Origin of the sequence: Curtobacterium sp. ER1/6 (assembly GCF_001742745.1) — a bacterium.
Taxonomy (GTDB): Bacteria; Actinomycetota; Actinomycetes; order Actinomycetales; family Microbacteriaceae; genus Curtobacterium; species Curtobacterium citri.
The window spans coordinates 53,063-77,113 of sequence record NZ_MJAK01000008.1 but is presented as its reverse complement, the minus strand read 5'-3'; the positions used below and the strand labels follow the sequence as shown (position 1 = coordinate 77,113).

The 24,051-nt window shown below is 73.9% G+C and carries 23 protein-coding genes; 10 read left to right on the top strand and 13 right to left on the bottom strand.

What is annotated here, in order from left to right; translation table 11 throughout:
- Positions 1 to 74 precede the first annotated feature (74 nt).
- Positions 75 to 728, top strand: a complete 654-nt coding sequence (locus tag Cus16_RS12330; RefSeq protein WP_069712948.1) for a GntR family transcriptional regulator — start codon at positions 75 to 77, stop codon at positions 726 to 728.
- A 4-nt stretch (positions 729 to 732) separates the two neighbouring features.
- On the opposite strand, the gene Cus16_RS12325 is transcribed toward Cus16_RS12330, so the two are convergent.
- A complete protein-coding gene (locus Cus16_RS12325) occupies positions 733 to 987 on the bottom strand; it encodes an amidohydrolase family protein (protein ID WP_069712947.1) in 255 nt (84 codons plus the stop codon).
- Positions 988 to 1,217: 230 nt separating this feature from the next.
- Positions 1,218 to 2,489, bottom strand: a complete 1,272-nt coding sequence (locus tag Cus16_RS12320) for an endo-1,4-beta-xylanase (RefSeq protein WP_069712946.1) — start codon at positions 2,487 to 2,489, stop codon at positions 1,218 to 1,220.
- A 198-nt stretch (positions 2,490 to 2,687) separates the two neighbouring features.
- Between Cus16_RS12320 and Cus16_RS12315 the strand changes: the two genes are divergently transcribed.
- Positions 2,688 to 4,715 carry a glycosyltransferase family 39 protein gene (locus Cus16_RS12315; protein WP_069712945.1) on the top strand — a complete coding sequence of 676 codons (2,028 nt, stop codon included), beginning with the start codon at positions 2,688 to 2,690 and terminating at the stop codon, positions 4,713 to 4,715.
- Positions 4,716 to 4,753: 38 nt separating this feature from the next.
- Here Cus16_RS12315 and Cus16_RS12310 read toward each other — a convergent pair whose 3' ends face one another.
- From Cus16_RS12310 to Cus16_RS12300, 3 genes are read right to left on the bottom strand one after another with little or no spacing between them, the layout of a single operon-like run.
- On the bottom strand, positions 4,754 to 5,434 hold the full coding sequence (locus tag Cus16_RS12310) for an ABC transporter ATP-binding protein (protein WP_069712944.1): 681 nt from the start codon (positions 5,432 to 5,434) through the stop codon (positions 4,754 to 4,756).
- Positions 5,431 to 7,443, bottom strand: a complete 2,013-nt coding sequence (locus Cus16_RS12305) for a hypothetical protein (protein WP_069712943.1) — start codon at positions 7,441 to 7,443, stop codon at positions 5,431 to 5,433. Before Cus16_RS12305 ends, Cus16_RS12310 begins: the two co-directional genes overlap by 4 nt.
- Positions 7,444 to 7,490: 47 nt before the next feature.
- Positions 7,491 to 7,880 (bottom strand): lactococcin 972 family bacteriocin, encoded by a 390-nt coding sequence (locus tag Cus16_RS12300; RefSeq protein WP_069712942.1) that lies wholly within the window; start codon positions 7,878 to 7,880, stop codon positions 7,491 to 7,493.
- Positions 7,881 to 7,959: 79 nt separating this feature from the next.
- Between Cus16_RS12300 and Cus16_RS12295 the strand changes: the two genes are divergently transcribed.
- The 5 genes from Cus16_RS12295 to Cus16_RS12275 all read left to right on the top strand — a co-directional run bounded on the left by Cus16_RS12295 (position 7,960) and on the right by Cus16_RS12275 (position 13,341).
- Entirely contained in the window at positions 7,960 to 8,568 is a 609-nt protein-coding gene (locus Cus16_RS12295) for a molybdenum cofactor guanylyltransferase (RefSeq protein WP_069712941.1), read from the top strand.
- A gap of 4 nt (positions 8,569 to 8,572) precedes the next feature.
- The gene (locus tag Cus16_RS16725; protein WP_069712940.1) at positions 8,573 to 8,893 is read left to right on the top strand and encodes a DUF6457 domain-containing protein; all 321 of its coding nucleotides are present in this window, start codon (positions 8,573 to 8,575) and stop codon (positions 8,891 to 8,893) included.
- Complete coding sequence (locus Cus16_RS12285; RefSeq protein ID WP_069712939.1) at positions 8,890 to 10,089, top strand: molybdopterin molybdotransferase MoeA; 1,200 nt, start codon at positions 8,890 to 8,892, stop codon at positions 10,087 to 10,089. Before Cus16_RS16725 ends, Cus16_RS12285 begins: the two co-directional genes overlap by 4 nt.
- Before the next feature lie 73 nt (positions 10,090 to 10,162).
- Complete coding sequence (fdhD, locus tag Cus16_RS12280; RefSeq protein WP_069712938.1) at positions 10,163 to 11,038, top strand: formate dehydrogenase accessory sulfurtransferase FdhD; 876 nt, start codon at positions 10,163 to 10,165, stop codon at positions 11,036 to 11,038.
- A 38-nt stretch (positions 11,039 to 11,076) separates the two neighbouring features.
- On the top strand, positions 11,077 to 13,341 hold the full coding sequence (locus tag Cus16_RS12275) for an FdhF/YdeP family oxidoreductase (protein ID WP_069713033.1): 2,265 nt from the start codon (positions 11,077 to 11,079) through the stop codon (positions 13,339 to 13,341).
- Positions 13,342 to 13,591: 250 nt separating this feature from the next.
- Here the strand turns inward: Cus16_RS12275 and Cus16_RS12270 are convergent, their stop codons facing one another.
- From Cus16_RS12270 to Cus16_RS12245, 6 genes are all read right to left on the bottom strand, one after another.
- Positions 13,592 to 14,500, bottom strand: a complete 909-nt coding sequence (locus Cus16_RS12270) for a hypothetical protein (protein ID WP_069712937.1) — start codon at positions 14,498 to 14,500, stop codon at positions 13,592 to 13,594.
- Positions 14,497 to 15,057 (bottom strand): RNA polymerase sigma factor, encoded by a 561-nt coding sequence (locus Cus16_RS12265; protein WP_069712936.1) that lies wholly within the window; start codon positions 15,055 to 15,057, stop codon positions 14,497 to 14,499. The genes Cus16_RS12270 and Cus16_RS12265 overlap by 4 nt, the downstream gene beginning before the upstream one ends.
- A gap of 70 nt (positions 15,058 to 15,127) precedes the next feature.
- Positions 15,128 to 15,625, bottom strand: a complete 498-nt coding sequence (locus tag Cus16_RS12260) for a hypothetical protein (protein ID WP_069712935.1) — start codon at positions 15,623 to 15,625, stop codon at positions 15,128 to 15,130.
- A 35-nt stretch (positions 15,626 to 15,660) separates the two neighbouring features.
- The gene (locus tag Cus16_RS12255) at positions 15,661 to 18,417 is read right to left on the bottom strand and encodes a hypothetical protein (protein WP_189319591.1); all 2,757 of its coding nucleotides are present in this window, start codon (positions 18,415 to 18,417) and stop codon (positions 15,661 to 15,663) included.
- 266 nt (positions 18,418 to 18,683) lie between these two features.
- Entirely contained in the window at positions 18,684 to 18,959 is a 276-nt protein-coding gene (locus Cus16_RS12250) for a hypothetical protein (RefSeq protein WP_069712933.1), read from the bottom strand.
- A gap of 66 nt (positions 18,960 to 19,025) precedes the next feature.
- On the bottom strand, positions 19,026 to 20,633 hold the full coding sequence (locus tag Cus16_RS12245; protein WP_083263938.1) for an MFS transporter: 1,608 nt from the start codon (positions 20,631 to 20,633) through the stop codon (positions 19,026 to 19,028).
- A 44-nt stretch (positions 20,634 to 20,677) separates the two neighbouring features.
- Between Cus16_RS12245 and Cus16_RS17130 the strand changes: the two genes are divergently transcribed.
- The 3 genes from Cus16_RS17130 to Cus16_RS12235 are packed head-to-tail and all read left to right on the top strand — an operon-like array spanning position 20,678 to position 23,015.
- The gene (locus tag Cus16_RS17130; protein WP_189319590.1) at positions 20,678 to 21,178 is read left to right on the top strand and encodes an HIT domain-containing protein; all 501 of its coding nucleotides are present in this window, start codon (positions 20,678 to 20,680) and stop codon (positions 21,176 to 21,178) included.
- Positions 21,151 to 21,579 carry a hypothetical protein gene (locus Cus16_RS12240; RefSeq protein WP_069712932.1) on the top strand — a complete coding sequence of 143 codons (429 nt, stop codon included), beginning with the start codon at positions 21,151 to 21,153 and terminating at the stop codon, positions 21,577 to 21,579. The genes Cus16_RS17130 and Cus16_RS12240 overlap by 28 nt, the downstream gene beginning before the upstream one ends.
- Before the next feature lie 2 nt (positions 21,580 to 21,581).
- Positions 21,582 to 23,015, top strand: coding sequence for an FtsX-like permease family protein (locus Cus16_RS12235; protein WP_141718965.1), 1,434 nt, complete (start codon positions 21,582 to 21,584; stop codon positions 23,013 to 23,015).
- A gap of 45 nt (positions 23,016 to 23,060) precedes the next feature.
- On the opposite strand, the gene Cus16_RS12230 is transcribed toward Cus16_RS12235, so the two are convergent.
- Both Cus16_RS12230 and Cus16_RS12225 read right to left on the bottom strand, forming a co-directional pair.
- On the bottom strand, positions 23,061 to 23,459 hold the full coding sequence (locus tag Cus16_RS12230) for a hypothetical protein (RefSeq protein ID WP_069712931.1): 399 nt from the start codon (positions 23,457 to 23,459) through the stop codon (positions 23,061 to 23,063).
- Between the two features lie 31 nt (positions 23,460 to 23,490).
- Positions 23,491 to 24,018 carry a hypothetical protein gene (locus Cus16_RS12225; protein ID WP_411266609.1) on the bottom strand — a complete coding sequence of 176 codons (528 nt, stop codon included), beginning with the start codon at positions 24,016 to 24,018 and terminating at the stop codon, positions 23,491 to 23,493.
- Positions 24,019 to 24,051 lie beyond the last annotated feature (33 nt).

Below are 24,051 nucleotides of genomic sequence, written 5' to 3'. Positions count from 1 at the left end.
CAGCTGCGTTCTGTAACACGCGCGCAAACTGCGGGTGCCGGTCCGGTCCGCTGAGCGCAGGGGAAGATCGGACCATGACCCGTTCCCTCGGCGGCGCCGAGTCCACCGCCGCCCGACTGCGCGCCGCCATCGCCGGCGGCGACCACCTGCCGGGCGCCCAGCTGTCCGAGGAGCGCCTGAGCGAGGAGCTCGGCGTCTCGCGGAACACACTCCGGGAGGCCTTCCGGCTGCTCGCGCAGGAACGCCTCGTCGAGCACGTGTTCCACCGCGGCGTGTTCGTCCGTCGGCTGACCCCGGACGACGTCCGCGACCTCTACGCCGCACGTCGCGTGCTCGAGACCGCCGGCGTCCGAGCCTGCACGCCGGACTCGCCGGCCCTGTCCGACGCCGTCGCCGCCGTCGACGCGGCGCACACCGCGGCCGTGACAGGCCGGTGGGGCGAGGTCGGCACAGCCGACATCCGTTTCCACGCCGCGCTCGTCCGGGCCGTGCCGAGCGGACGGTTGCACGGCCTGATGGACTCGCTGCTCGCCGAGATGCGCCTGGCGTTCCTGTCCACGGACGACCCGGCGGCCTTCCACGCGGACTTCGTGGAGCGGAACCGGGCGATCGTGACCGCGCTGCTCGCCGGTGACCGTGACGCGGCGGCCTCGCTGCTCGGCGACTACCTCGACGACGCCGAACGCACGCTCGTCGCCGCGGCCACCGACGGCACAGCGCCGGCCTGAACCGTCAGGCGGGGTCGCCCAGCCCGAACAGCCGCCGCGCGTTGCCCGACGCGAACGCCCGCCGTGCGGCGTCGTCGGGGAACGCACGGACCTCGTCGGCCGTCGGCGCCTGGAACGGGTGGTCCGTCGAGAACAGGAGCCGGTCCACCGACGTCACCGCGAGCGCGTGCCGCAGCAGTGCCCGGTCGAGCATGCCCGACGCGGTGATCCACACGTTCTCGCGCAGGTACTCGGTGACCGAGCGGTCGAGCCCGGCCATCCGGGCGATCCCGTCGGCACGGCGCGGTCCACGGGGTCGGACAGCCAGTGCTCCTCGATGCCGATCAGCCCGGCGGTGTGCAGCGGGTCCGCCATCGGGGTCCTCCAGTCCGACGCGCACCACCGCCCATCGGCACGCACGCTACGCCGACCCGCGGCGGGCAGACCGAGCCCCACCGCGGACGGGAGGCGCGGGGCGGGCCCGCCCCGCGCCTCCCGTCTGCCGTCGGCTCACCCGGCGGGCGCGACCAGTTCCTGCTGCCCCGGCGCACGACCGACGGCGAACGCCGTCGACGCACCACGCACGTCCGCCCGGTACTCCCCCCGGAACCCCCGCACCGACACCCGGCCCCGCTCGTCCGTGCGCAGCACGGTCGGCGCCGTCCACCACTCCTCCTTCACCAGCCGCCGCAGCGCCTCGTAGGACGGCTTCGGCGACCCGTCCGCGCGCACCAGGCCGATCGGCGCACCGAGCCACGCGCCGGCGTCGGTGATCCCCCAGTACGTGACCGACTCGACCGCCGGGTGCCCGACCAGGCTCCGGTAGTGCCGCTCGACCTCGTCGGCCTGCCGGGCCTCGCCCTCGGGCGTCGACGGCCACGAGGGGACCTGGTGGTCGTTGAGGTCCACGATGTGCGCGGGCATGAGGTCACCCGACACGAGCGACGTCTCGGTCAGGTGCAGCGGCAACCCGTAGCGGGCGAACCGGTCGACCATCGCGAGCATCGCCTCCTCGCCCCAGTACCCCTGGTGCATGTGGGTCTGCAGCCCTATGGCGTCGATCTGCACGCCGGCCTCGAGCACGCCCTCGATCAGGCACTCGTACGCGCTCGACAGGTCGAAGTCGTTGAGCAGCAGGGTCGCGTGCGGGTTGGTCGCGCGCGCCTCCTCGAAGGCCATCCGGATCGTCGGGATGCGACCCTTCGCCCGGGCGAGCGGGGTGATCGCGTTGTCGCCGTTGTCGAACACCGGCATGATGACGACCTCGTTGATGGCGTCCCAGGTGTCGACGAGCCCCGCGAACTCGCCGACCTCGCGACGGATGCGCTCGCGCTGCAGCTGCTCGACCTCGTCGAGGGGCAGACCGAGCAGCCAGTCCGGCTGCACGGTGTGCCAGACGAGCGGGTGCCCCTTGAGCGCGACACCGCGGTCGCGGAACCACTCGGCGGTGCGCCGGAGCCGGGCGGTGTCGGGTCGGCCGCGCTCGGGCTCGAAGCGACCCCAGTAGAACGGCAGCGTCGCGGTGGTGAAGACGTCGGTGTACAGGTCGGCGAGGTGCTCGGCGGCGTCGGCCGCGCTCCCGGTCAGCTCACCGTTCGCCAGCCCGAGGAAGTCGAAGCCGATGTTGCCGAAGCCGAAGGCGTGGCGGGTCTGCTCGACGGTGACCTCGGTGTCCGCCAGCGGTGTCCCGTGGTGGTCGACGACGGTCAGGACCGTCTCGCCCGTGCGGTGTGCGACGGCCTGCTGCGGGGACCCGCCCGTGCTCGTGGTTGCTCCGGTCATGGTGCTCCTTGCGACGTCATCGTCTGTCCAGGATTTGTTGTGCGGCCGAACATAGCGGACGGTCGGCCGGTTGCCCAGCCCCGAGTGCAGATCGTCCGACGACCGCGACGCGCACCCGGTACCGCACCTGAACGAACCTGCGGTACCGGGCCTCCCCGTGCACGGCTCCTCCATCGACTCCGGCGGGACGCTCGCCGCATGACGACGAACGACCCCGCCCGCTGGTGGCGGCGGACCCGCGGGGAGCGTGCGACGCTCGCCGCGATCGTGGTGCTCGGCGCGGTGCTCTCGAGCTGGAACCTCGGGCGCGGCGGCGATCTCTCCTTCTACGCGGCCGCCGCCCGGTCGATGTCGGAGTCCCTGCCCGCGTTCCTGTCCGGCTCGTTCGACCCGGGCGCGACCGTCACGCTCGACAAGCTCGCGGGCTTCGCGGTCCCCCAGGCGATCAGCATCCACCTGTTCGGCATGTCCACGGCCTCGCTCGCGCTGCCGCAGGTGATCGAGGGTGCCGTCACCACCCTCGCGGTCTCGGTCGTCGTGCTCCGGTGGCTCGGCGCCCGCGCCGGCCTGGTCGCAGCCGCCCTGGCCGCCGGGACCCCGATCTTCGTGTCGATGTTCGGGCACCCGATGGAGGACGGTCTGCTCACGGCAGCCCTGGCCGTCGCCCTGGTCTGGTGGCAGCGAGCCGCGCTCACCCGGACGTGGTGGCCGCTGCTCCTGGCGGGACTGGCCGTCGGCGTCGGCTTCCAGGCGAAGATGCTGCAGGCGTGGATGGTGCTGCCCGCGCTGGTGCTCGGCACGGTCCTCGCCACCACCGGTCCCGGGCCGCGCTGGCGCCGCGCCGTCGGGCACGTCGCGGTGCTCGTCGGCGCGACGGTCGTCGCGAGCCTCGGCTGGTCGGTGGTCGTCGCCCTGCTGCCGACGGCGGACCACCCGTACGTCGACGGGTCGACCGACGACAGCGTCTTCGTGATGGTGTTCGGCTACAACGGCGTCGACCGGTTCCTGCCCGGCGCGTGGCCCGGTGCGGTCGGCGCGCTCGGGCAGGCCTCGGCCCACGCCGCGGACGCGTGGCGTGCCGTCGCCGGGCACCGGCCCGGTCACTCCCTGCTGCAGCTCGTCACACCGCGCTACGCGTCGCAGGTCGGCTGGTCGTGGCCCGCGGCGCTCACCGGCATCGTCGTGGGTGCGGTCCGCTGGTGGCCGGGGCGCACCGTCCGGGAGGCCCGGGTCCCCACCGCCACGTTCCTCACCCTGGTCGTGTGGCTGGGCACCGGGTTCGTGGTGCTGTCCGCCCTCACCCTCCCGCACACCGCGTACGTCGCCGGCATCGGCGTCCAGCTCGCGGCCCTCGCGGCGCTCGGGTGGTGGAGCGCCGCCCGGCTCGTCGACGCACCCGACCGCCAGCTGCGGCTGGTGCCCGTCGCGTTGCTCGTCGTCCAGGGCGCGTGGTGGGCGTGGCTCGCGCGCGCGTCGTCGGAGCCGACGCTCCTCGCCGTCCTCGCCGTCGGTGTCACGGTGGCCGCCCTCGTCGCGCTCCTCGTGCGGTGGCGCCGGGTGGCGGGTGCGCCCTCGACGCGGGTCGTCGGCAGCCGGAGGACCGCCGCCGGCTTGCTCGTCGCCGCCGTGGTGCTGGGACCCGCGTGCTTCTCGCTGCAGGTGCTCGACGCGTCCCGGGACGGCAGCGGGTCGGACGCCTCGGTCGGTGTCGCGCAGGGTGCGTTCGCCCGTTCCGGTGCGGGCCCGACACGGGCGCTCGCCCTCGGCCGGGGCGGAGCGGGTCCCGCTCCCGGGGTCGTCAGCGGGGCGTTCTCGGTCTCGACTCCCGACGTCGTCGGCGGCCACACCCGGCTCTCCGCAGCCGAGACCGCCCTGGTCGCCGACGCCGAGCGGGCTGGCGGTGGGCGGGACGGCAAGCCGTTGTTCCTCGCCGACTCGTGGCGGGTGTCCGCCGACGTCATCGGAGCGACCGGCGACGAGGTCCTGACCGACGGCGGCTTCTCCGGCCAGGTCCCCGTCTTCACGACCGCGCAGATCGAGGGTCTCGTCCGTTCGGGCGAGGACCGGCTGTTCGTCGTCTCGTCGGGCTCGGCTCCGTCGAGCCCCGTGCGTCGGGCCACGGCGGAGCTCGGCTGTCGGGTGGTGCAGCAGTGGGCGCCCGACGGCGCACGGGGTCGGGCGCGCTGGAGTGCCCCGCAGTCCTTCGCCCTCGAGCAGTGCTCCTGACCGCAGCTGCCGACGGGTCCGCACACCACGCGGAGCGGTCAGGGGTCGAGCGGTCGTGAGCGGCACCTCGGAGCAAGGTCGATCCGGTCGTCGGCCCACGCCGTGAGCCGTGGGTCGTGCGTCGCCGTGACCACGGCGGTCCCCGCGCGGCGTAGTTCGTCCAGCACGTCGATCACGACCCGAGCGGCGGCGTCGTCCAACGCCGCCGTGGGTTCGTCGGCGAACAGCACGCGCGGCCGACGGAGCAGGATCCGCGCCAGGGCGACTCGTTGCCGCTCCCCGCCGCTCAGGACGTGGGCCCGAGCGTGCTCGTCCGCCCCGGCGAGACCGACGCGGGCGAGCGCATCCCGTCGGAGTGCACGTCGGTCGGTCCGACGGACTCGCGTCCCGATGAACGCGACGTCGAGGTTCGAGCGGACCGACCACGTGTCGTCGAGCGCGGGCTGCTGGAGCAGGTGGCCGACCGCAGATCGGAAGAGAGCACTGCGCCGCCGTCCGGCCGCGGGCAGGGGTGCTCCGGCCACTCGGACGGTCCCCGCCGTCACCCGGTCGAGGCCTCCGAGACAGTGGAGCAGCGTGGACTTGCCGCATCCGCTCGGCCCGGTCACCACGAGGGAGCGGCCGCCGGCGACCTCGAACGTCAGGTCGCTCCAGAGCGTGCGCGCGCCGAGCTCCTTGGCGATGCGGTCGGCCGTGAGCGCCGGCACGGACGTGGTCATGTCGTCCTCCCCTCCGGTGCGGCGTGCCCAGCGGCCGAGGCCGGACCGCGGGTGAGGACCGCGAGGGCGCCGATGGTGACCACTGCGTCGAGGGCCGCGAGTCCGAGGAGCACGACACGGGACGCCGGCAGGGCGGTGTCCACCGCGGCGGCGGCGAGCACCTCCACCGTCGTCGTGGCCGGGAGGACAGCGGCGACCAGCACGGCCCTGGTCCGTCGTTCTCCGTGGAGCGCTCGGACGAACGCTCGCCGTCGCCGCAGTCGGGCGGTGATCGCCGCAGCGCCGAGTGACGACACCGCGGTCACCGCGAGCGCGGTCGTCGCGGCGGTCGTGTCCCACCTGAGCGACCGGTCGATCGTCCGGGCTCGGGCACCGTACCGGTCGGCGAGCAGCTCGACACCGCCGATCTCCGGACCGAGACCACGCCGGCTGATCTCCCGCCGCAGGGCCGCGACGTCGGTGAAGACGATCTGCCCCTGGGTCAACGCGGAGACGACGAAGTCCACGGACACGAGGGCTCGTGCGTGTGGCAGGACCGCGATGACCGGCGACTGCTGGGAGCTGGTGTCGTCGCCGGCATCGTTGCCGTAGTTGAACACCTGCCCGATCGGCGCTGTCCGGAGGACCCGGACGTCGACCGGCGCACCCGTCGGGCCGCCGTCGTGCGTCGACTGGAAGTCAGCCCACCCCGTCCAGTCAGCGAGGTCCGCGTCGGTCCAGGGGACGTCGCTGGGCACCAGGAGTACGAGCGACCCGTCGTCGACGTCCTGCGGGCGGATCCGCCTGCCGGTCACGGCGTCGACCGGCTGTCGTCGGAGGAACGCGTCGTTGACGATCAGCGAGTTGCCCTCGTCCGGCCCGTTGCCCTGGTACATCGGTGTCGCGGGGTGGACCGCGACGACCACCGAGCCCGCGGCGTCGAGGTCGTCGACGAGCCCGACGAGCCCCCGCTCGACGGCTGGATCGTCGAGGTTCCCGTTGCGGAACGCGAGCGCCCCGAACGAGCCCGATGCGCGCAGCTCAGGCCCGTCGTCCGCGTTCGTGCGTGCGGCACCGAGGACGACCATCAGTCCGCCGAGGACGCTGCACACGCTCAGCAGGACGACCGCTCGGCCGACGAGCGTGATCCCGAGCAGGCTCCGGAGGGGGCGGGCGCCCTGCAGCCCGTCGAGGAGCCGTCGGTCCGGACGCACCAGGAGCAGACCGGTACCGACACCGACCAGGAGGACGACCGTGGCTGCAGCGACGCCCGCGAGGAACACCCCGGTGAAGAGCCCCCACCGCGCCAGACGATCGGAGGCGGCGAAGACCGGGACCGTCGTCGCCACGGCGGTCGCCGCGCCCGAGAACAGCACCGCGAGGGCGGTCCCCGCCGCTCGGAGCCCGACTCGACCGGACGGCATGCCGTGCAGGACCAGCAGCAGGTGCCGGCGGGTACGTCGGACCGTCCAGGCGGCGCCGCCCACGACGAGGACGACGAGCACGGCGGCGGCGAGCGGCACCACCGGGACCTCACTCACGACCCACCTGGCGAGACCGATCACGTCCAACGGCAGCAACGTCACTTCGACTCCTCGTTCGTCCAGGTCGGCGACGAACGCAGCCGCCGTCGCGGAGGTGGCGTCGGTCGAGTACTGCCCGGTCAGTGCCGAGTCCGGGAGGTCGCGCCACGGAACAGCACGAACGTGGTCACGGAGATCGAAGCGTGGGACCCGAGCCGGCTCCGGCGAGAGCGAACGTGTCGCCGCGGCGTTGACGATCGACTCCGTCCGGGAGTTCCCCGAGGCGTGTTCCGTGACGTCCTCCTTGACGAGGGCGATGTGGTGCCGTGCCGCCAGCTCGGGCACCAGCGCGCGGAAGTCCGTCGGGCTGACCTGGCCGAGGTCCCAGACCGTGACCAACTGCGTCGCCCCGCGAGGCGCGAGCGCATCGACCACTGCGGTGCTCGAGAAGGCGACGGCGAGCAGGATCGCCAAGGACGATCCGACCAGTGCGATGAGGAATCTCATGGGGTGCAGGTCGGGACGGTGACGTCGCCACCGTCCCGACCCGGTCCCTACTTGACGAACCGGTAGTACGCCGAGTTGCCGGCGTAGGTCTTCGTGATGGACGCGCGTGCGGTGGAGCCTGCTCGCGTGTCAGCGCTCCGCCGCACCCGCCCTCTCCCGTTCTGCACCGACGAGCCGTGCTTCCGCGACGAGTGGTGGAAGTTCGAGTAGGCGGTGTTGTTCGCACCGTCCGTCCCGTGGGTCCACGTCCCGCCACCCTCCGGGTGCGAGACGTACCGCGAGGTGCCCTGGCCGTCCGCCGGCATCACCATGCCGTGCTCGACCGGTTTGGGAGGAACCGCCGTCCCGGCGTGGGCCGGGGCACCGAACGCGAGCACTCCCATCAACGCCGTGATCGTCCCGGCGACGGCCGTGACCGTCTTCCGTGTGTTCCGCATCGAACTCCCCTCCTGTGATGTTTGGTGTCTGGTGTACCAGGTGACTGCCTCGTCTGAGAAGGGCGGGTACGGTGCAGGGATGGCCGGGACGGTGAGCGTGGCGCACGACGCCGTCCTCCTGGCAGGCGGGCGGGCGTCGCGCATGGGCGGGGTCGACAAGACGGCGCTCGTCTCGGGGGGCCTGGCGCTGTCGGACCACGCGGTCGCCGCGGCCGGACGGGCAGCGACGGTCGTGCTCGTCGGGCTCCGCGACGGGCGCTCGGCCCCCGACGGGGTCGTCCACGCCCGCGAGGACCCGCCCTTCGGCGGACCGGTCGCCGCGATCGCCGCGGGCCTCGTCGCCGTCGCCGACCCGGCACCGTGGACGCTCGTGCTCGCGTGCGACCTCGTCCGCCCCGAGGCCGCCGTCGCGCAGCTGCTCGGCGCCGCCGACGACGCGGGTGACGACACCGACGGGCTCGTCGCGGTCGACGAGGGCGGGCACCGGCAACCGCTGCTCGCCCTGTACCGCTCGGACGCGCTGCGTGCGGCGGTCCGGGCGCTCGACGATCCCGACGGTGCGGCGGTCCGGCGGCTGACCGCGGACCTCAGGATCGTCGAGGTCCCGCTGGCCGCCGGACTCTGTGCGGACGTGGACGAACCGGCCGACGCCGCGCGGGTCACCGACGGGTCGGGGCTGCTTGACTGACCGCATGACCACTGACGACGTCCTCGCCGCATGGACCGCCGAGCTCGCCGAGGCGCTCGGGTTCCCCGAGGACTTCACGCTCGACCGCGACGTCGTGCTCGACCTCGCGCGTGACGCCGCACACGGCGTCGCCCGTCCGGCCGCCCCGCTCACCACCTTCCTGGCCGGGTACGCCGCGGGACTCCGGGGCGGGTCGAGCGCCGACGTCAGCGACGCCGCGGCGACCGCCACCCGCCTGGCCCTGGCCCGCGGCGAGGCCCCCGCACCCTCCGAGCCCTCCGCGTCCCCCGAGCCCTCCGGGTCCTCCGAGCCCGACGCCCGGTGACGGCGGTCCTCCTCCCCTGGGACGACGCCCGCGCCGAGGCCCACCGGCAGGGCGGTCGGCTCGCCGCGGAGAGTGCCGTCCGGGACCTCGGTGCCGGTCCGGTGCGGCTCGACCTGGTCGGTGCGCTCGGACGGACGCTCGTCGGCGACCTGCTCGCGCCGGGCGCGGTCCCCGGGCACGACGGTGCCGCGATGGACGGCTGGGCGGTCGCCGGTGACGGCCCGTGGGTGCTCGGGACGGCCATCGTCGCCGGTGCGGTGCCGTCGGCCGAACGCCTGACGCCCGGGCACGCGCGGCCGATCACGACCGGGGCCCCCGTGCCGCCGGGCACCGACGCCGTGGTCCGCTCCGAGGACGCCGCGGTCGACCACGCCGGGTTCCTCGTCCGGCACACGCCCTCGACGCGTCGCCACGTCCGACCAGCGGGCGAGGAGGTCGCGCTCGGGCAGGTGCTCTTCGCCGGCGGCACGGTCCTCACGCCGCCCCGAGCGGCACTGGCCGCGGCCTCCGGCGTCGACGACGTGCTCGTCGCGCCCGCCCCGACCGCCCGGGTGGCGGTGCTCGGCGACGAGATCGTCGGCAGCGGCGTGCCCCGCCCGGGGCAGGTCCGCGACGTCTTCACGCACACGCTGCCCGCGGTGCTCCGCTCGTCCGGCGCCGAGCCGGTGGCCACCGAGCGGGTGTCCGACGACGCCGACCACACCGCCCGGGTCCTGGACGCCGCCCGCGAGCGCCTCGTCGTGACCACCGGCGGGACGGCGGGGTCGTCGACCGACCACGTCCGCGGTGCGCTCGACCGCATCGGCGCCGAGCTCCTCGTCGACCGGGTCGACGTGCGCCCCGGACGCCCGATGCTCCTCGCCCGCCGGGGCACCACCCTGTACCTCTGCCTGCCCGGCAACCCGATGGCCGCGATGGTCGGCCTCGTGCTGCTCGGCGGGCCGCTCGTCGCCGGGCTGCTCGGACGCCCGCTCGAGCCGACCGGGTCGGTCCGACTGGCGGTCGACGTGCCGAACGACCGTCCGGGAGGACTGGTGCTCGCGTACCGGGCGACGCCCGACGGTGCCGTGCCGGCGTCCCACCAGACGTCGGCGATGCTGCGCGGCCTGGCCGACGCGGACGGCCTGATGGTCGTCGGGTCCGGGGGCCGCGTGGCGGGCGATGCCGTGCCTCCCGTCCGACTGCCGTGGTCCTGAGGACCGGGACAGGCAGGACGGCGAGATCCGCACCGCCCTGGCGGCAGTCGGACGTGGATGGTAGACCCGGACCATGAGCCGGATCACCGCGCGGAAGCGCGTCACCCGCATCACGGTCGCGACGTCGCGCTCCGTGCGCGACGACCTGCTGGCGGTCGAGGAACCGCTCGAGATCCGCGTCGGCGGCAACTCGCTCGCGATCACCATGCGGACCCCGGGCAACGACGTCGACCTCGCCGCCGGGTTCCTGGTGTCCGAGGGCGTCATCGCCCGCGGTGACGACTTCGCCGCCGCGCGGTACTGCGCCGGCGCGACCGACGAGGGCCTGAACACGTACAACGTGCTCGACGTGACGCTGGCCGCTGGCGTCCCCGCGCCGGACCCGAGCCTCGAGCGCGCCTTCTACACGACCAGCTCCTGCGGCCTGTGCGGCAAGGCGAGCATCGACGCCGTCCGGACCACCTCGCAGCACGCGGTGCAGCACGACGACCTCGTGCTCGACCCGGGCCTCCTCGCGACGTTCCCGGACCGGCTCCGCGAGGCCCAGGACGTCTTCGAGAAGACCGGCGGCCTGCACGCGGCGGCCCTGTTCGACGGCCGGACCGGGCGCATGCTCGTCCTCCGCGAGGACGTCGGGCGGCACAACGCCGTCGACAAGGTCGTGGGCTGGGCCGTGAAGGAGGGACGGCTGCCCCTGAGCGGCACCGTCCTCATGGTCTCCGGGCGGGCGAGCTTCGAGCTGACGCAGAAGGCGTCGATGGCCGGGATCCCGGTGCTCGCCGCGGTGTCCGCACCGTCGTCGCTCGCCGTCGACCTGGCGAAGGAGGTCGGCATCACGATCGTCGGCTTCCTCCGCGGCCAGAGCATGGTCGTCTACAGCCGACCGGAGCGGATCGTCGAGCCCGCCCGCACCGCAGAGCCCCAGCGAGAGACAGTGAGCGCACCGTGACCGAACAGCCCCCGAAGGACGACGTGACCGACGCCGAGATGACGGTCGGCGAGCCGAAGGAGTGGGCGGCCGGCGTCCCCGGTGTCCTGCACTCGATGACCCCGGCGATCGAGCAGCTCGGCGTCGCACGCACCGCCAAGCTCATGCTGAACCTGAACCAGAAGGGCGGGTTCGACTGCATGAGCTGCGCCTGGCCGGACCCGGACAAGCGCAAGACCGCCGAGTTCTGCGAGAACGGCGCCAAGGCGGTCGTGTGGGAGGCCACCCCGGTGCTCGTGCCGCGGTCGTTCTGGGCGGAGCACTCGGTCGACGACCTCGCCGACAAGACGGAGTACTGGCTCGGCATGCAGGGCCGCATCACCGAACCGGTCTGGAAGCCCGCGGGGAAGGACCACTACCAGCCGGTCAGCTGGGAGCGGGCGTTCCGGATCATCGCCGACAAGCTGAACGGGCTCGACTCCCCCGACCAGGCGTCGTTCTACACGTCCGGGCGCACCTCGAACGAGGCGGCCTTCGTCTACCAGCTGTTCGTCCGGGCCTTCGGCACGAACAACCTGCCCGACTGCTCGAACATGTGCCACGAGTCGACGAGCCTGGCGATGGCCGAGGTCGTCGGCATCGGCAAGTCGACCATCGCGTACGACGACTTCGAGGAGACCGAGCTCATCATCGTGATGGGCCAGAACCCGGGCACGAACCACCCCCGGATGCTCACCGCGCTCGAGGACGCCAAGGAGAACGGCGCCGAGATCGTCGCCGTGAACCCGCTGCCGGAGTCGAGCCTGAAGCGCTACAAGAACCCGCAGAAGGTCCGGGGCGTCGTCGGCCGCGGGACCGAGATCGCCGACCAGTTCGTGCAGATCCGGCTCGGCGGCGACATGGCGCTGCTGCAGGCGCTCTCGAAGCGCGTCGTGCAGGCCGAGCTCGCCGCCCCCGGCACGGTCGTCGACCACGCCTTCATCGCCGAGCACACCAGCGGGTACGAGGCGTTCGTCGAGCACGTCCTGCAGGTCGACGACGACGAGGTCGTGCGCGCGACCGGGCTCACCCTCGAGGAGATCGACGAGCTCGCCGAGCGCTACATGCGCTCCGAGCGGACGATCATCACGTGGGCGATGGGCATCACGCAGCACACCAAGGCCGTCGACACGATCAAGGAGATCATCAACCTCCTGCTCCTCCGCGGGAACATCGGCCGTCCGGGCGCCGGCGCCTCGCCGATCCGCGGGCACAGCAACGTGCAGGGCGACCGCACGATGGGCATCTGGGAGCAGATGCCCGACTCGTTCCTCGACGCGTTGGCGAAGGAGTTCCACTTCGAGCCGCCGCGCGAACACGGGGTCGACGCGCTCAAGGGCATCACGGCGATGCAGCGCGGCGAGATCACGTTCTGGATGGGCATGGGCGGCAACCTCGTCGCGGCCATCTCGGACTCGCAGCTCGCCGAGGCGGCGTTCCGCGGCACCGAGATGACCGTGCAGGTGTCGACCAAGCTGAACCGCTCGCACGCCGTGGTCGGCGACGAAGCCCTGATCCTGCCCACGATGGGTCGCACCGAGATCGACGTGCAGGCCGCGGGCCCGCAGTTCGTCTCCGTCGAGGACACCGTGTGCTCCGTGCACGGCAGCCACGGCCAAGTGCCGCCGGTCGCCCCGGGCCTGCTGTCCGAGGTCGCGATCGTCTGCGAGCTGGCGAAGGCCACGCTCGGCGACCGCGTGGCAGTGGACTGGCAGGGCATGCGTGACGACTACGACGTCATCCGCGACCACATCAGCCACGTCGTCCCCGGCTTCGAGGACTACTCCCGCCGCGCCGCGAGCAAGGAGGGCTTCGTCCTGCCGAACGGTCCCCGCGACTCGCGTTCGTTCGGCACGAAGACCGGCAAGGCGATGATCACCGTCAACGAGCTGGAGCACGTCGAGCGCCCCGAGGGCACCCTGCTGCTGCAGACGCTGCGCGCCCACGACCAGTACAACACGACGATCTACAGCCTGAACGACCGGTACCGGGGCATCAAGAAGGGGCGGCACGTCGTGTTCGTGAACCCGGACGACCTCACCGAGCTCGGGCTGCAGGACGGCGACCGGGTCGACGTCGCGACGGTGTGGGACGACGACGTCGAGCGGGTGCTGCGGGACTACCGGGTCGTCGCGTACCCGAGCGCCCGAGGCTGCGCGGCCGCGTACTTCCCGGAGGCGAACGTGCTCGTGCCGCTCGACAGCGCGGCGAAGGGCAGCAACACGCCGGTGTCGAAGGCGGTGCCGGTGCGGTTGACGCGGGTGGCGGTGCCCGCGGGGGTGTAGGCGGCGCGGGCTCGGTCGGTGGTTCCGGTCGGTCGCGCTGAGTCTGCACGCATCCCGCGACAAGACCGCTGTCGTTCGACAGCGGTCTTGTCGCATCATGCGCACGCATCCGATGCACGAGCATGGTGCGACAGAACAGCTGTCGTTCGACGAGTGCAATGTCGCAACGGGCGACGGACGGTCTGACCGTCGGACGGGAGGCGCGGTGCCAGCTGGCACCGCGCCTCCCGTCCGTTGCGGTGCCGGCCGGTCAGTCGCGCAGCGCCGGATCCACGGGCGGCTCGTACGGCATCGGGTGCTCGCCCTGCCAGATCGTGTCGACGTCGTCGAACTCCCGCGGGTAGCACTGGGTATCGAACGCCTCCACGCTCTCCGAGGCGATGCCGTACTGGTACCAGGGTCCGTCGCCGCCCGGCGTCGAGCTCCAGAGCCCGTCGGCGGAGTACGTGAGCGGGACCTCACCCATCGGGTGCCCCGCCTGCGCCATGCACGCCTGCAGCCGGTTGAAGGCCGTGGTGTACTCCTGCAGCGTGACGACCCCGTCGGCGGTCTCGGCGTCCTGCTGCGGCGACGGCTCGGCGATCGTCGCCCGCTGCATCCACGACACCCACACGGCGTAGCGCGCCGGCCCGGAACCCGACAGCGTGACCGTGCTGTTGCCGGAGCCATCCACGGGGGTCATGCTCCACGACGTGCGGTCGACGTCCTCGGTCGAGGGCAGGCACGGGTCGCCGACATCCACGCGCGTCCCGTCGACCGCCACCCGGAGGTCCGCCCGGTCCAGGCACGTCCACGACACCGTGATCGCGTCGGCTCCGCGCGGTCGGTCGTCCAGCGTGATGGTCCGGTCGCCGTGCGTGACGAGGAAGGTCGGGGTCCCGAGCACCGTCGCGTGGTTGCTCTCCTCCACCTGGTACCGCGCGGACGTCGCCAGCTGGGTCTCGACGGCGGCGTCCGGGTCTGCTCCGGGGAGCGCGGCCGCGGTCAAGCCGCCGGTGAGCCCGCCACCGACCACGAACGCCGCGAGGACGGCCAGCACCGTGGCCCGGGTCGGGCGTCGGCGCCGGACCGGAGTGGTGCCGGCAGCGCCGGTCCGGTCGACCTCGGCGACGAGCGCGTCGCGCATCGCGGTCAGGCGTGGGGAGAAGTCGTCGTTCACAGTGCGCCTCCGAGGGGTTCCGCTGTGGCTGTGTACCGCTGGTGGAGCCGGGCCTTCGCCCGGTGGAGTCGGGACTTCACCGTCCCGGGCCGCACGCCGAGGACGGCGGCTGCCTCGCGTTCGCCGAGCCCCTCGAGCACACAGAGCGTCAGGACGCGCTGGTCGTCGAGCGAGAGCCGACCCATCGCGGCGACCGCGCCGCCGTCGGAGAACTGCTCTGCGGGGTCCGGCGCCGGTTCGGGCATCGGGAACCGGCCGAGGAAGGCACGGTGCCGACGAGTCGACCGGGTGACGTTGTGCGCCGTGTTCGTCGCCGTCACGAGGAGCCACGGCAGCAGGGAGTCGTCGACGAAACGGACGGTGTCCCGGCGGCGCCACGCCTCGAGGAACGTCATCGCGACGACGTCGTCCGCGTCGGCGACCGCCGAGGTCGGAACGAGGCCGACCGCGTGCCGCCGGAGCCTCGCGGCATGCCGGTCGAAGACCCTGCCGAAGGCCTGCCCGTCGCCCGCGAGGCTCAGTGCCCAGTCGGCCCGGTCCCCCGTGATCTGGTTCATGTCAGGTGGTGTCCGCAGACTGCCGACGGGTTCCCGGTCCGGCGTGTCGGACCGTCACCGGGCAGACGGGTCAGCCCCTGCCGTCGCTCCCGTGCTGCTCCGTGATCCGCTCCCCGGTCTGCGGGTCCCACCCGATCGTCCGCGGTTCGACCCGGCGCGGCCGACGCTCGGCCCTCGGGAACCACGGCCGGGCCGAGGGCAGGTAGGTCAGGACCGCGGCGACGCCGAGCGCGAGCGGCTCGAGCACGGTCCAGCTCGGCTCCGCAGCGAAGACGGCGATCACCACGTTGAGCACCGCGAAGGCGCTGACCAGCGCGAGCCAGAACCGGGCGGTCCCGGAGCCACGTGCCGTGCGCAGCGCGCCCCACGCGAGCAGCGCGCAGAAGCCGATCCCGAGCACCGCGCCGACCAGGCCGGCCGGCAGGAGTGCGGGGTCCTCGCGGTCGAGCCGGACGATCCCGACGACGACCTCCACGGTCCGCACGGCGAGCACCGTCCACCAGATCGCGACCGCGACGGTCACGACCGTCGGCCGCCGCGCTCCACGCTGCTCCGACACGTCGTCCATGCTTCCCCCTCCGCCGGTCCCGGGGACGGCCCGGGTCACCTCCGCACCGCGAAGCTACCGGACCCGACGCGCTTCGACCCTGCACCCGACACGGACACCGCGTGCTTCCCGATCGCCGTCGATGCGGAGGCCGTCCATGCGAGGGAGACCCGGCCGCGGCCGTCCGACGTCACGCGACCGGCGACGCCCTTGTCGACCCGGAACAGCACGGACTCGCCGGCGCGGAAGCCCGAGGCACTGAAGGTCATCCGCTTCCCGCGCTGCACGGTCGCCGCACTCGTCCCCACGGTGGTCGGGGCGGCGGTGGCCTCGGCGCAGGCGTCACCGGCCGTGCCCACGGGCACGGCCGAGGCGACGGTGCGACCGCGGTCGTCGCGGACGCCGTCGTCCTCGCGGACGGTCAGCGTGCCGACCCCGTCGCCGAGCACGGCACCGCCCTGGGTGTTGCTCACGGTCATCGGGTACCCGGTCGTGGGCGCGGTGGACGGGCGACGGTCGCCGAGCAGCGGCACGCTCACCGCCTTGCAGACCTCCCCCGGTCGGAACACCACGGGCTGCATGGTCGGGGTGAGGTGCTCGTCGTACACCTCGGACAGGTCGAAGTACGCGGTCGTGGTCTGCTGCGCGGGGCGCGAGAGCACGACGGCGGCGCGGACGGTGCCCCGACCGGAACCCTCGTCGACGGTGCGGTCGGCGATCCGGACCGTCGGACGGTCGACCACGGCGGGGTGCCCGACGGACGACGCCGGGAGCACCGACAGGTCGCTGAGCAGCACGCCGCCGTTGCCCGCGGGGACGTCGACCGTGACCTCGCGCACCGCGGTCAGGTCGACGCCGACGAACGCGGTGAGCGGGACCTGCGCCTGCTGGAGCAGGGTCTTCCGCGGGGCATTCCGTGACCCGGGCAGCCGCTGCCCGGCACGGCTGACGTCGGCGAGCCGCTGCGACGCGACGTGCCCGGCGGCGTCCCGCACGCGCAGCGTGACGTCGGCGTCCGTGCGCGATCCGTCGTCCGGGGCGATCCGGACGGACAGTGCCGAGAACCCGGACAGGTCGCCGCGCTCGGCGGGCACCGCGACGTGCACCTGGCCGCCGGTCGGGGTCCGGGTGGGGACGACGTGCAACGCGGGGGTGGCGGGTACGGCCGGTGCGAGCCAGGCCGGCGTGAAGTCGGGTGCGTTCGACGACGACGCGACGCAGGCGGGCAGTGCCGGCTTCGCCTGCACGTCCGTGGCGCTGGCGCACGTCGTCGCGGTCACCTGGCCGGTCGTGGTGACGGCCCGGTCGGCAGCGGTGAACAGCGCGAGGTCGCGGCGGCTCGCGCCGGGCAGCGACGCGGTGACGCGGAGGTCGGCCGAGCCGAGTGCCGCCGGCTGGCGGCCGCTGCCGTCGAAGGAGGACAGGAACTGCTGCTCACCACCGAGCGTCAGTCGGAAGAACCCGCTGACCAGGCTGGTGCCGACGGCGTTCTGAGCATCGGCGGACAGGCGTGTGCTGGTCGACGACGACGTCCCGCACACCGGGTCGGTGTCGTCCCACCAGTCGTCCGACGAGGCCAGCGGGTACTTCCCCGGTGTCCACGTCGTGTTGAAGAAGTTGTGGTTCGCGCCCATCACGAGGATCGACGAGCGCAGGACGTCGTCGCCGTACGCGGTGCGGGAGTCGTCGAAGAAGTGCTGGCCCTGCAGGTCGGAGACGTCCCCGTCGCAGGAGGGCAGGACGACGGCGGTGTCCGTGTCGGGCAGCGTCGTCCGCCCGAAGTCCGTCGGCGCGAGGGGCATCACGGCCCTGATGCCGAACGGCTGCGCGCGCTGCTCGTTGAGCAGGGCGGCCCGGACGACGCCGTCGCCACCGCGCGAGTGCCCCATGAGTCCGACGTCGCCGAGGTCGAGCCGGCCGACGAGCAGCGGTGACAGGCGCGGCTCCTGGCCGGCGTCCGCACGGCGGAGCAGGTCGAGGTGGTCGAGCACGAGCTGCCCGCGGGCGAGGGCTCCGCCGTCGTCGGCGTACGTGCCGTCGAGCGCGTTGATCGCGTTCGCGGAGACCGAGACGACGGCGTAGCCGTTGCTCGCCAGCGCGGTCGCGGCGGCATCGTAGCCGCGGTAGCTCGGGATCTCGGTCTGCCGACGGCCGCACGGCCACCCGGCGCTGCTCGGGGTCCCGCCCACGCAGGCCTCGTGCCGGCCGTGCAGGAACACGACCACCGGGCGCTTCCCCGGGGCGTCCTCCGGCAGGAACACCGCGGCGCGCATCTCGCCCTTGCGGTTGCCCCCGAAGCCGCGCAGGGTCTCCACCTGGTCGCCGAGGTCGTAGTCGGCGCGCGCCACCGTGTACGGGCCGGCCGCTGCGGGGTCCGCGTCGCTCGGCGCAGGGGCGTCGGACGGCACAGGGGTCCCGGACGGCGCAGGGGTTCCGGACGGCGCGGCCTGCGGGGCGACCGTCTGCGGTGCACCCGGCTGCGGTGTGCCCGACGGCGCGGACGGGTCGACGTCGCTCGTCCACGCGAGCGACACGTCGTCGGCCCGGGCCACCGCGGGGTCGGTGGTGGTGACGGTCACCCGCCGTTGGTCGAGGCTCGTCCGGCCGACGCCGACGTCGTGTCCGTCGACCAGGAGCACGGGCGCCGCGGCCCGGATCGGCAACGGTGCATCGAGGTCGAGCGTGACGTCGTAGCCGCCTGCGGAGGGGGTCACGCTCCAGTCGTCGCCCTGCGCCACGGGGGCGACCGCCGCCGCGGCCGCGGGGGCGGCGTGGGCGGGCGCGGCGAGCACGCCCGTCAGGACGGCGGTCACCGCGAGGACGGTGGCGGATCGGATCGCGGACGATCGCTTCGTGTGTCGGGTCACGGTGCCTTCCCTGGCTCGGCCGCGGGGACACGCCCCCGCTGGTCGAAACCTAGGGGGCGCGGAGCACCCCGCGGATCATCCTGCGGGATGACGCGCGCCCGCCGTCCGGCCAGCTGGCCTGACGGAGGGGGCGACGCGACGGACGGGAGGCGCGGTGCCGGGCCGGTGCAGCGCCTCCCGGCCGCCACCGGGTCGCCGTGGCCGCCCCGCGGTCAGGAACGACGGTGGCGCGCCAGGGCGGCGACCACGGACGCCAGGACGAGCACCACGGCGAGCGCCGCCGAGCCCCAGGCCACCACGCGGGCGGCCTGCGCCGCGTCGAACTGGTTGCGCGTCGCGACGAACGCGAAGTCGCCGGAGTGCGCCCACGGGAACGCGGGTGCGAGCGGCCACGCGGCCTGCTCGGCCAGTACTGCGCCGACGACCGCGCAGACGGCGAGGGCGGCCAGCACGAGCGCGGGCGTCTGTCGGCGGAGGCGGGAGCGCATCCGGGCAGGCTACCGGTGCGCCGGCGGGACGTCGCTCGTCAGGAGCGCCGCACCCGGTCGCCGGGATCAGACGGTCGCCTCCGTGTGCCGGACCTTGCCGACCACGACGTCGACGATGCCCGCCACGAGCGCGGCCGCGACGAACGCCAGGGACACTCCGAGCCCCAGCGGCAGCCCCTGCGCGTAGTCGCCCTTCGTGCTCGCGAGCGCCGAGTAGAAGACGCTGCCGACCGCCGCGATGCCGATCGCCGACCCGACGCGGGCGCCGACCTGGATGAGACCGCCGGCCGAGCCGCCCTGCTCCACCGGGACCTCGGAGAGCGTGAGCGTCTGGTTCGGCGAGATCGTGAGCCCGGAGCCGATGCCCCCGACCAGGAGCGGCAGCACCAGCCACCAGCCGAGGTTCGGTCCGTAGTGGTTCGCGACCACCCACACGACACCGCCGAGCCCGATGAGGACCAGGACCGTGCCGACGACGATGAGCTGCCGGCCGAAGCGGTGCACGACCCGTCCACCGATCGTCGAGGCGACGCCGGAACCGATCGCGAAGGGCACCGAGGCCAGGCCGGCGAGCAGGGCCGAGTAGTGCAGGCCGGACTGCAGTGCGAGCGTCAGGACGAAGAACAGCGGGGTGAAGCCGGCGAAGTACACCGTGGCCAGGCCGACGCCGAGCGAGAACGACCGACGGCGGAAGAGCCCGAGGTCGATGACCGGCTCCTTCGTCCGGCCGTAGCGGCGCTCCCACAGCACGAACAGGACGGCGAACACGACGGCGGCGACGACCAGCCACCACTTCGCGTTGCTCTTCCACTGCTCCGACTGCACGAACGGCAGCAGCAGGGCGACCACCGCGGCACCGAGCAGCACGATGCCGACCGGGTCGAAGTCGTGCCGGCGACCGCGTTCCTTCTTCGCCGCGGCGGGCAGGTAGCGGAAGGCCAGGAGGATCGTGACGAGTCCCACGGGCAGGTTCACGAAGAAGACGAAGCGCCAGCCGTTCTCGGTGCCGAACGCGGTGATGAGCAGCCCGCCGATGAGGGGGCCGATCGCGGTCGCGATGCCGACGGTGGCACCGAACAGCCCGAAGGCGGTGCCGCGCTCCTTGCCGCGGAACAGCTGCTGGATGAGCGCGGTCACCTGCGGTGTGAGCAGGCCGCCCGCGAAGCCCTGCACGAGGCGGGCGATCACCAGGACGAGCCCGTTCGGGGCGAACCCGCAGAGCGCGCTCGCGACCGTGAACAGCCCGACGCCGATGACGAACATCCGCCGCCGGCCCGAGGCGTCGCCGAGACGACCGCCGGGGACGAGCAGCAGACCGAACGCCAGGGCGTAACCGGACAGGATCCACTGCACGGCCTCGGGCGAGGCGCCGGGCAGGCCGCTCGAGATCGACTGCAGTGCGACGTTGACGATCGACACGTCGAGCAGCACGATGCCGCCGCCGAGCAAGCAGATGACGAGCGCCTTCCAGCGGTTCGGGTCCGGCTCGTCGCCGCCACCCCCCGGGCCGCCGCGCCGGTCGGCAGGCTCCTGCTGGGTGGAAGACTGCTCGGTGGGGTGCTGCTCGGCCTGCTCCGCCTCGGTGTGCTCGGCGGTCGCGGCGTGGTGCGCGGTGTGGTGCGCGACGGTGGGAGCCCCATCGGGCTCGACGGATCTGCGGTGTTCGGCTGCCATGACGATCCCACGCTAGGCCGACCACTCCCCGCGGTCCGCAGGATGTGCGGTCGCTGTCCCCCACTGCCCCAGACCGGGCCGATGGACACCTGCCCGTTCTGCCGCGTCATCGACGGCAGCGCCGCCGCGACGTGGGTCGAGCGCGAGGAGCACGCGGTCGCGTTCGCACCCCTGCCCGACTCGGCCCTCGCCCCCGGGCACACCCTCGTGGTGCCGGTCGCGCACACCCTGGACCCGGCACCGTCGTGCTGCAGGCCTCCGGCACCGACGCCGGGCAGAGCGTGCCGCACCTGCACTTCCACGTCGTGCCGTGCTGGTCGGACGACGGCACGACGCACCGGCCCGCGCGGCGGTCGGCACGCGTCGTCGACGGGACCCGTACGCGGCGGTCGCGTCGATGTCCGACCAGCACGGTCCGCCGATGTCATCCCGCAGGAGCACGACGGTCCTCCTCTGAGCCGATCCCTGCGCCGGCGCGGTCCGCTGTGATCGGAGCACACACCACGAAAGGCCCGACATGCCCCGAACCACCACGACCGTCCTGACCGTCGGCGCGCTCGCGCTCGCCGCGGTCGCCCTGACCGGCTGCTCCGCCCTCGGCGACGCCGCGCACGACCGCCTGACCTCCGAGGCGTCCAGCCGCGCCGACCTGGAGTCCGCTCCCGCGTGGCTGCCGGACGACGCGACGGCCATCACCTCCGTGACGGGCACCGGCGGCCGCGCCTCCGACACCGCACCGACGACGCTGGTCTTCACGAGCCGTGCCGGCGTGACCGCGGACGGCTGCAGGACCACCCCGCGGAAGTCGGCGCCGACCATGGACGCCGACGGCGCGCCCGACGTCTACAAGGCGACGTCCGTGCTGCAGTGCGGCGGCTGGTCGATGACCGCGAAGGGCGACCGCTGGGTCGCGTGGACGCCGAACCCGGGCGACGGCGGGTCCTGAGCGTGCCCCGTCACCGCGGTCGGCGTCGGCGAGGCGACCACCGCCTCCCGTTCCGGCTCCTCGTCGAGGACCCCGCCACCGTCTCGGTCGCCGCACTGTCCGCCGGGCTCGGCGCCCTGGTGGTGACCGGGGCGGCCGCCGCACGGCGGATCGTCGAGCTCGGGGACCGCACCGGGTCGAGCGCCACGGTCGCCCTCATCCTGCCCGTCGTGGCGTGGGTGTTCATCGGGGTCGCGCTGTACGTCAGCGCCGTCGTCGCGTCGAACACCTGCGCGACCGTGATCGCGGGCCAGACCCGGTCCCTCGCCCTGCAGCGCCTGCTCGGCGCGACCGGCGCCCGGCTCCGCCGGCAGGTGACCCGGACCGGTCTGGTCAGCGGACTCGTCGGTGCCGTCGTCGGGACCGTGCTCGGCACGCTCGTCGCCGACGCCGCCCTCGCCGTCGCCGCCGCGCTCGGGACGCTCCCGCCGCTCGGCGTGCTCGCGCCGCCGGCACTCGTGCCGGTCGGGCTGCTCGTCGCCACGATCACCACGCTCGCGTTCCGCATCGGTTCGCGGGCGGTCCTCGCCATCCCGCCGCTGCGCGCGCTCGAGTCCGGTGTCGAGCCGCCGCCCGGCACGACCCGGTCCGTGGGACGCACGGTCACCGCCGCGGCGCTCTTCCTGTCGGGCGCCGCCGGGCTCGGCGTCGCCGTCGTCCTCGGGGCGTCGACCGTCGACGCGCTGCTGCTCGCCGTGGGCTGCGGTGCCCTGTCGTTCACGGGTGTCGTCGTCGCGTCGCCGGTCCTGCTGCCCGCCGTCCTCCGCCTGGTGGCTGCCGCGACCGCCCGCTCGGTCGTCCCCGCCATGGCCGCGCGCAACTCCCTGCGTGCACCGAGGCGGACCGCCCGTGCGACCGTCGGGCTGCTCATCGCCGTCACGCTCATGGCGACGTTCGCGGTGGGCTTCGCGACCTACGCGAGCATGCTCTCGCAGCAGGCCGCCGACGACCCGGAGTACTACCGCGGCATCGAGGAGCAGTTCGACCAACTGGCGGTCATGTTCACCGGCCTCGTCGGCGCGGCCGGGGTCATCGCCGCCGCCGGCGTGGTCGCGGTCACCGCGCTGACGATCGCGCAGCGCGGGCGTGAGCTCGGCCTGCTCCGGGTGGTCGGCGCGACACGGCAGCAGGTCCGCGCGCTCGTGCTCGTCGAGACGGCGATCACCATCGCCGTGGCCGTCGTGCTCGGCGTCCTGCTCGGCACGGCCTACGGCTGGGCGGGGGCGTACACGCTGCTCGGGGCCACGAAGGGTGCCACGCTCATCGCGCCCGTCGTGCCGGGGTGGCTGGTGGTCGTCGTGCTCGTCGGGGCGTCGGCGACCGGGCTCGCCGCCGCGCTCGGGCCGGCCGCACGGGCCGTCCGGGCAGCCCCGGTGGCGGCGCTCCGGTACGAGTAGGAGGAGCGGGACCGGGGCGGCCGGGTGGCTGCGGCGGTGTGAGCGCTAGAACCAGCGGAGCAGGAGCTGCTCCACGACGTTCCGCGCGACCCCCAGCGGTCCGGCGACGGGCTCGCCGGAGTCCCGCCCCACCGCCTCGAGCAACGCGTCCTGCGCGGCCCGGTGGTCGTGCCGCTCGTCCTCCGACCAGGACTCCGGCGGGGTCGTCCGAGCGGTGCTGACGGCCTCGACACGCGCCGCTCCGTACCGGAACCCGACGGGCCGCGGTGCGGACTCGATCATCGCGGCGACGCGCTCGTGGGAGTACGTGTCCGTGCACCCCGTCGCGCGTCGGACCAGGTCCGTCAGCCCGCGCAGGCCAGCCTCCGACGACACGGACCGCACCTGCACGATCCTCGCGCGGCTGCACAGGTCGTACAGCAGGCCCTCGTCGACCGCCGTCACCGGTCCCCGCCCCCATCGGAGCCGACCGCCGTCACCGGTCCTCGCCCGGGTCGGAACCCGCGGCTCGGCGGACGAGGTCGCGGAGCCGTTCCTCGACGTCGTCGGTCCACTCGACGACCGCGTACGAGGTGGCCCACATCGCGCCGTCGTCGAGCGCCGCGTCCTGCTGGAACCCGACCGTGGCGTACCGGGACCCGAACTTGGCGGCCGGCTGCACGAAGGTCACCACCTTGCCGTCCCGGGCGTACGACGGGAAGCCGTACCAGGTCTTCGGGTCGAGGTGCGGCGCGACCTCCGTCACCAGGAGGTGGAACCGGGAGGCCAGGGTCCGGTCGAAGCCGGTCAGCTGCTCGATGGCGACGGTGCACGCCTCGCGTTCGGCGTCCCGCTTCGCCGCACCCTTCAGACCCCTCGTCGCCCGGCGCTCGTCGGCGGCCTGCTGCATCGCGGCGCGTTCCGCCTCGCTGAACACGGTCCCCATCTCGACTCCCTCGTCAGGGGCGGTGCGTCCACCGCCGTCCTCGGCCGGTGCCACGCGGAACCGGTCATCGAGCATCATGCCGCACCCACGGCGAGCGCGGCGGTCGCACCG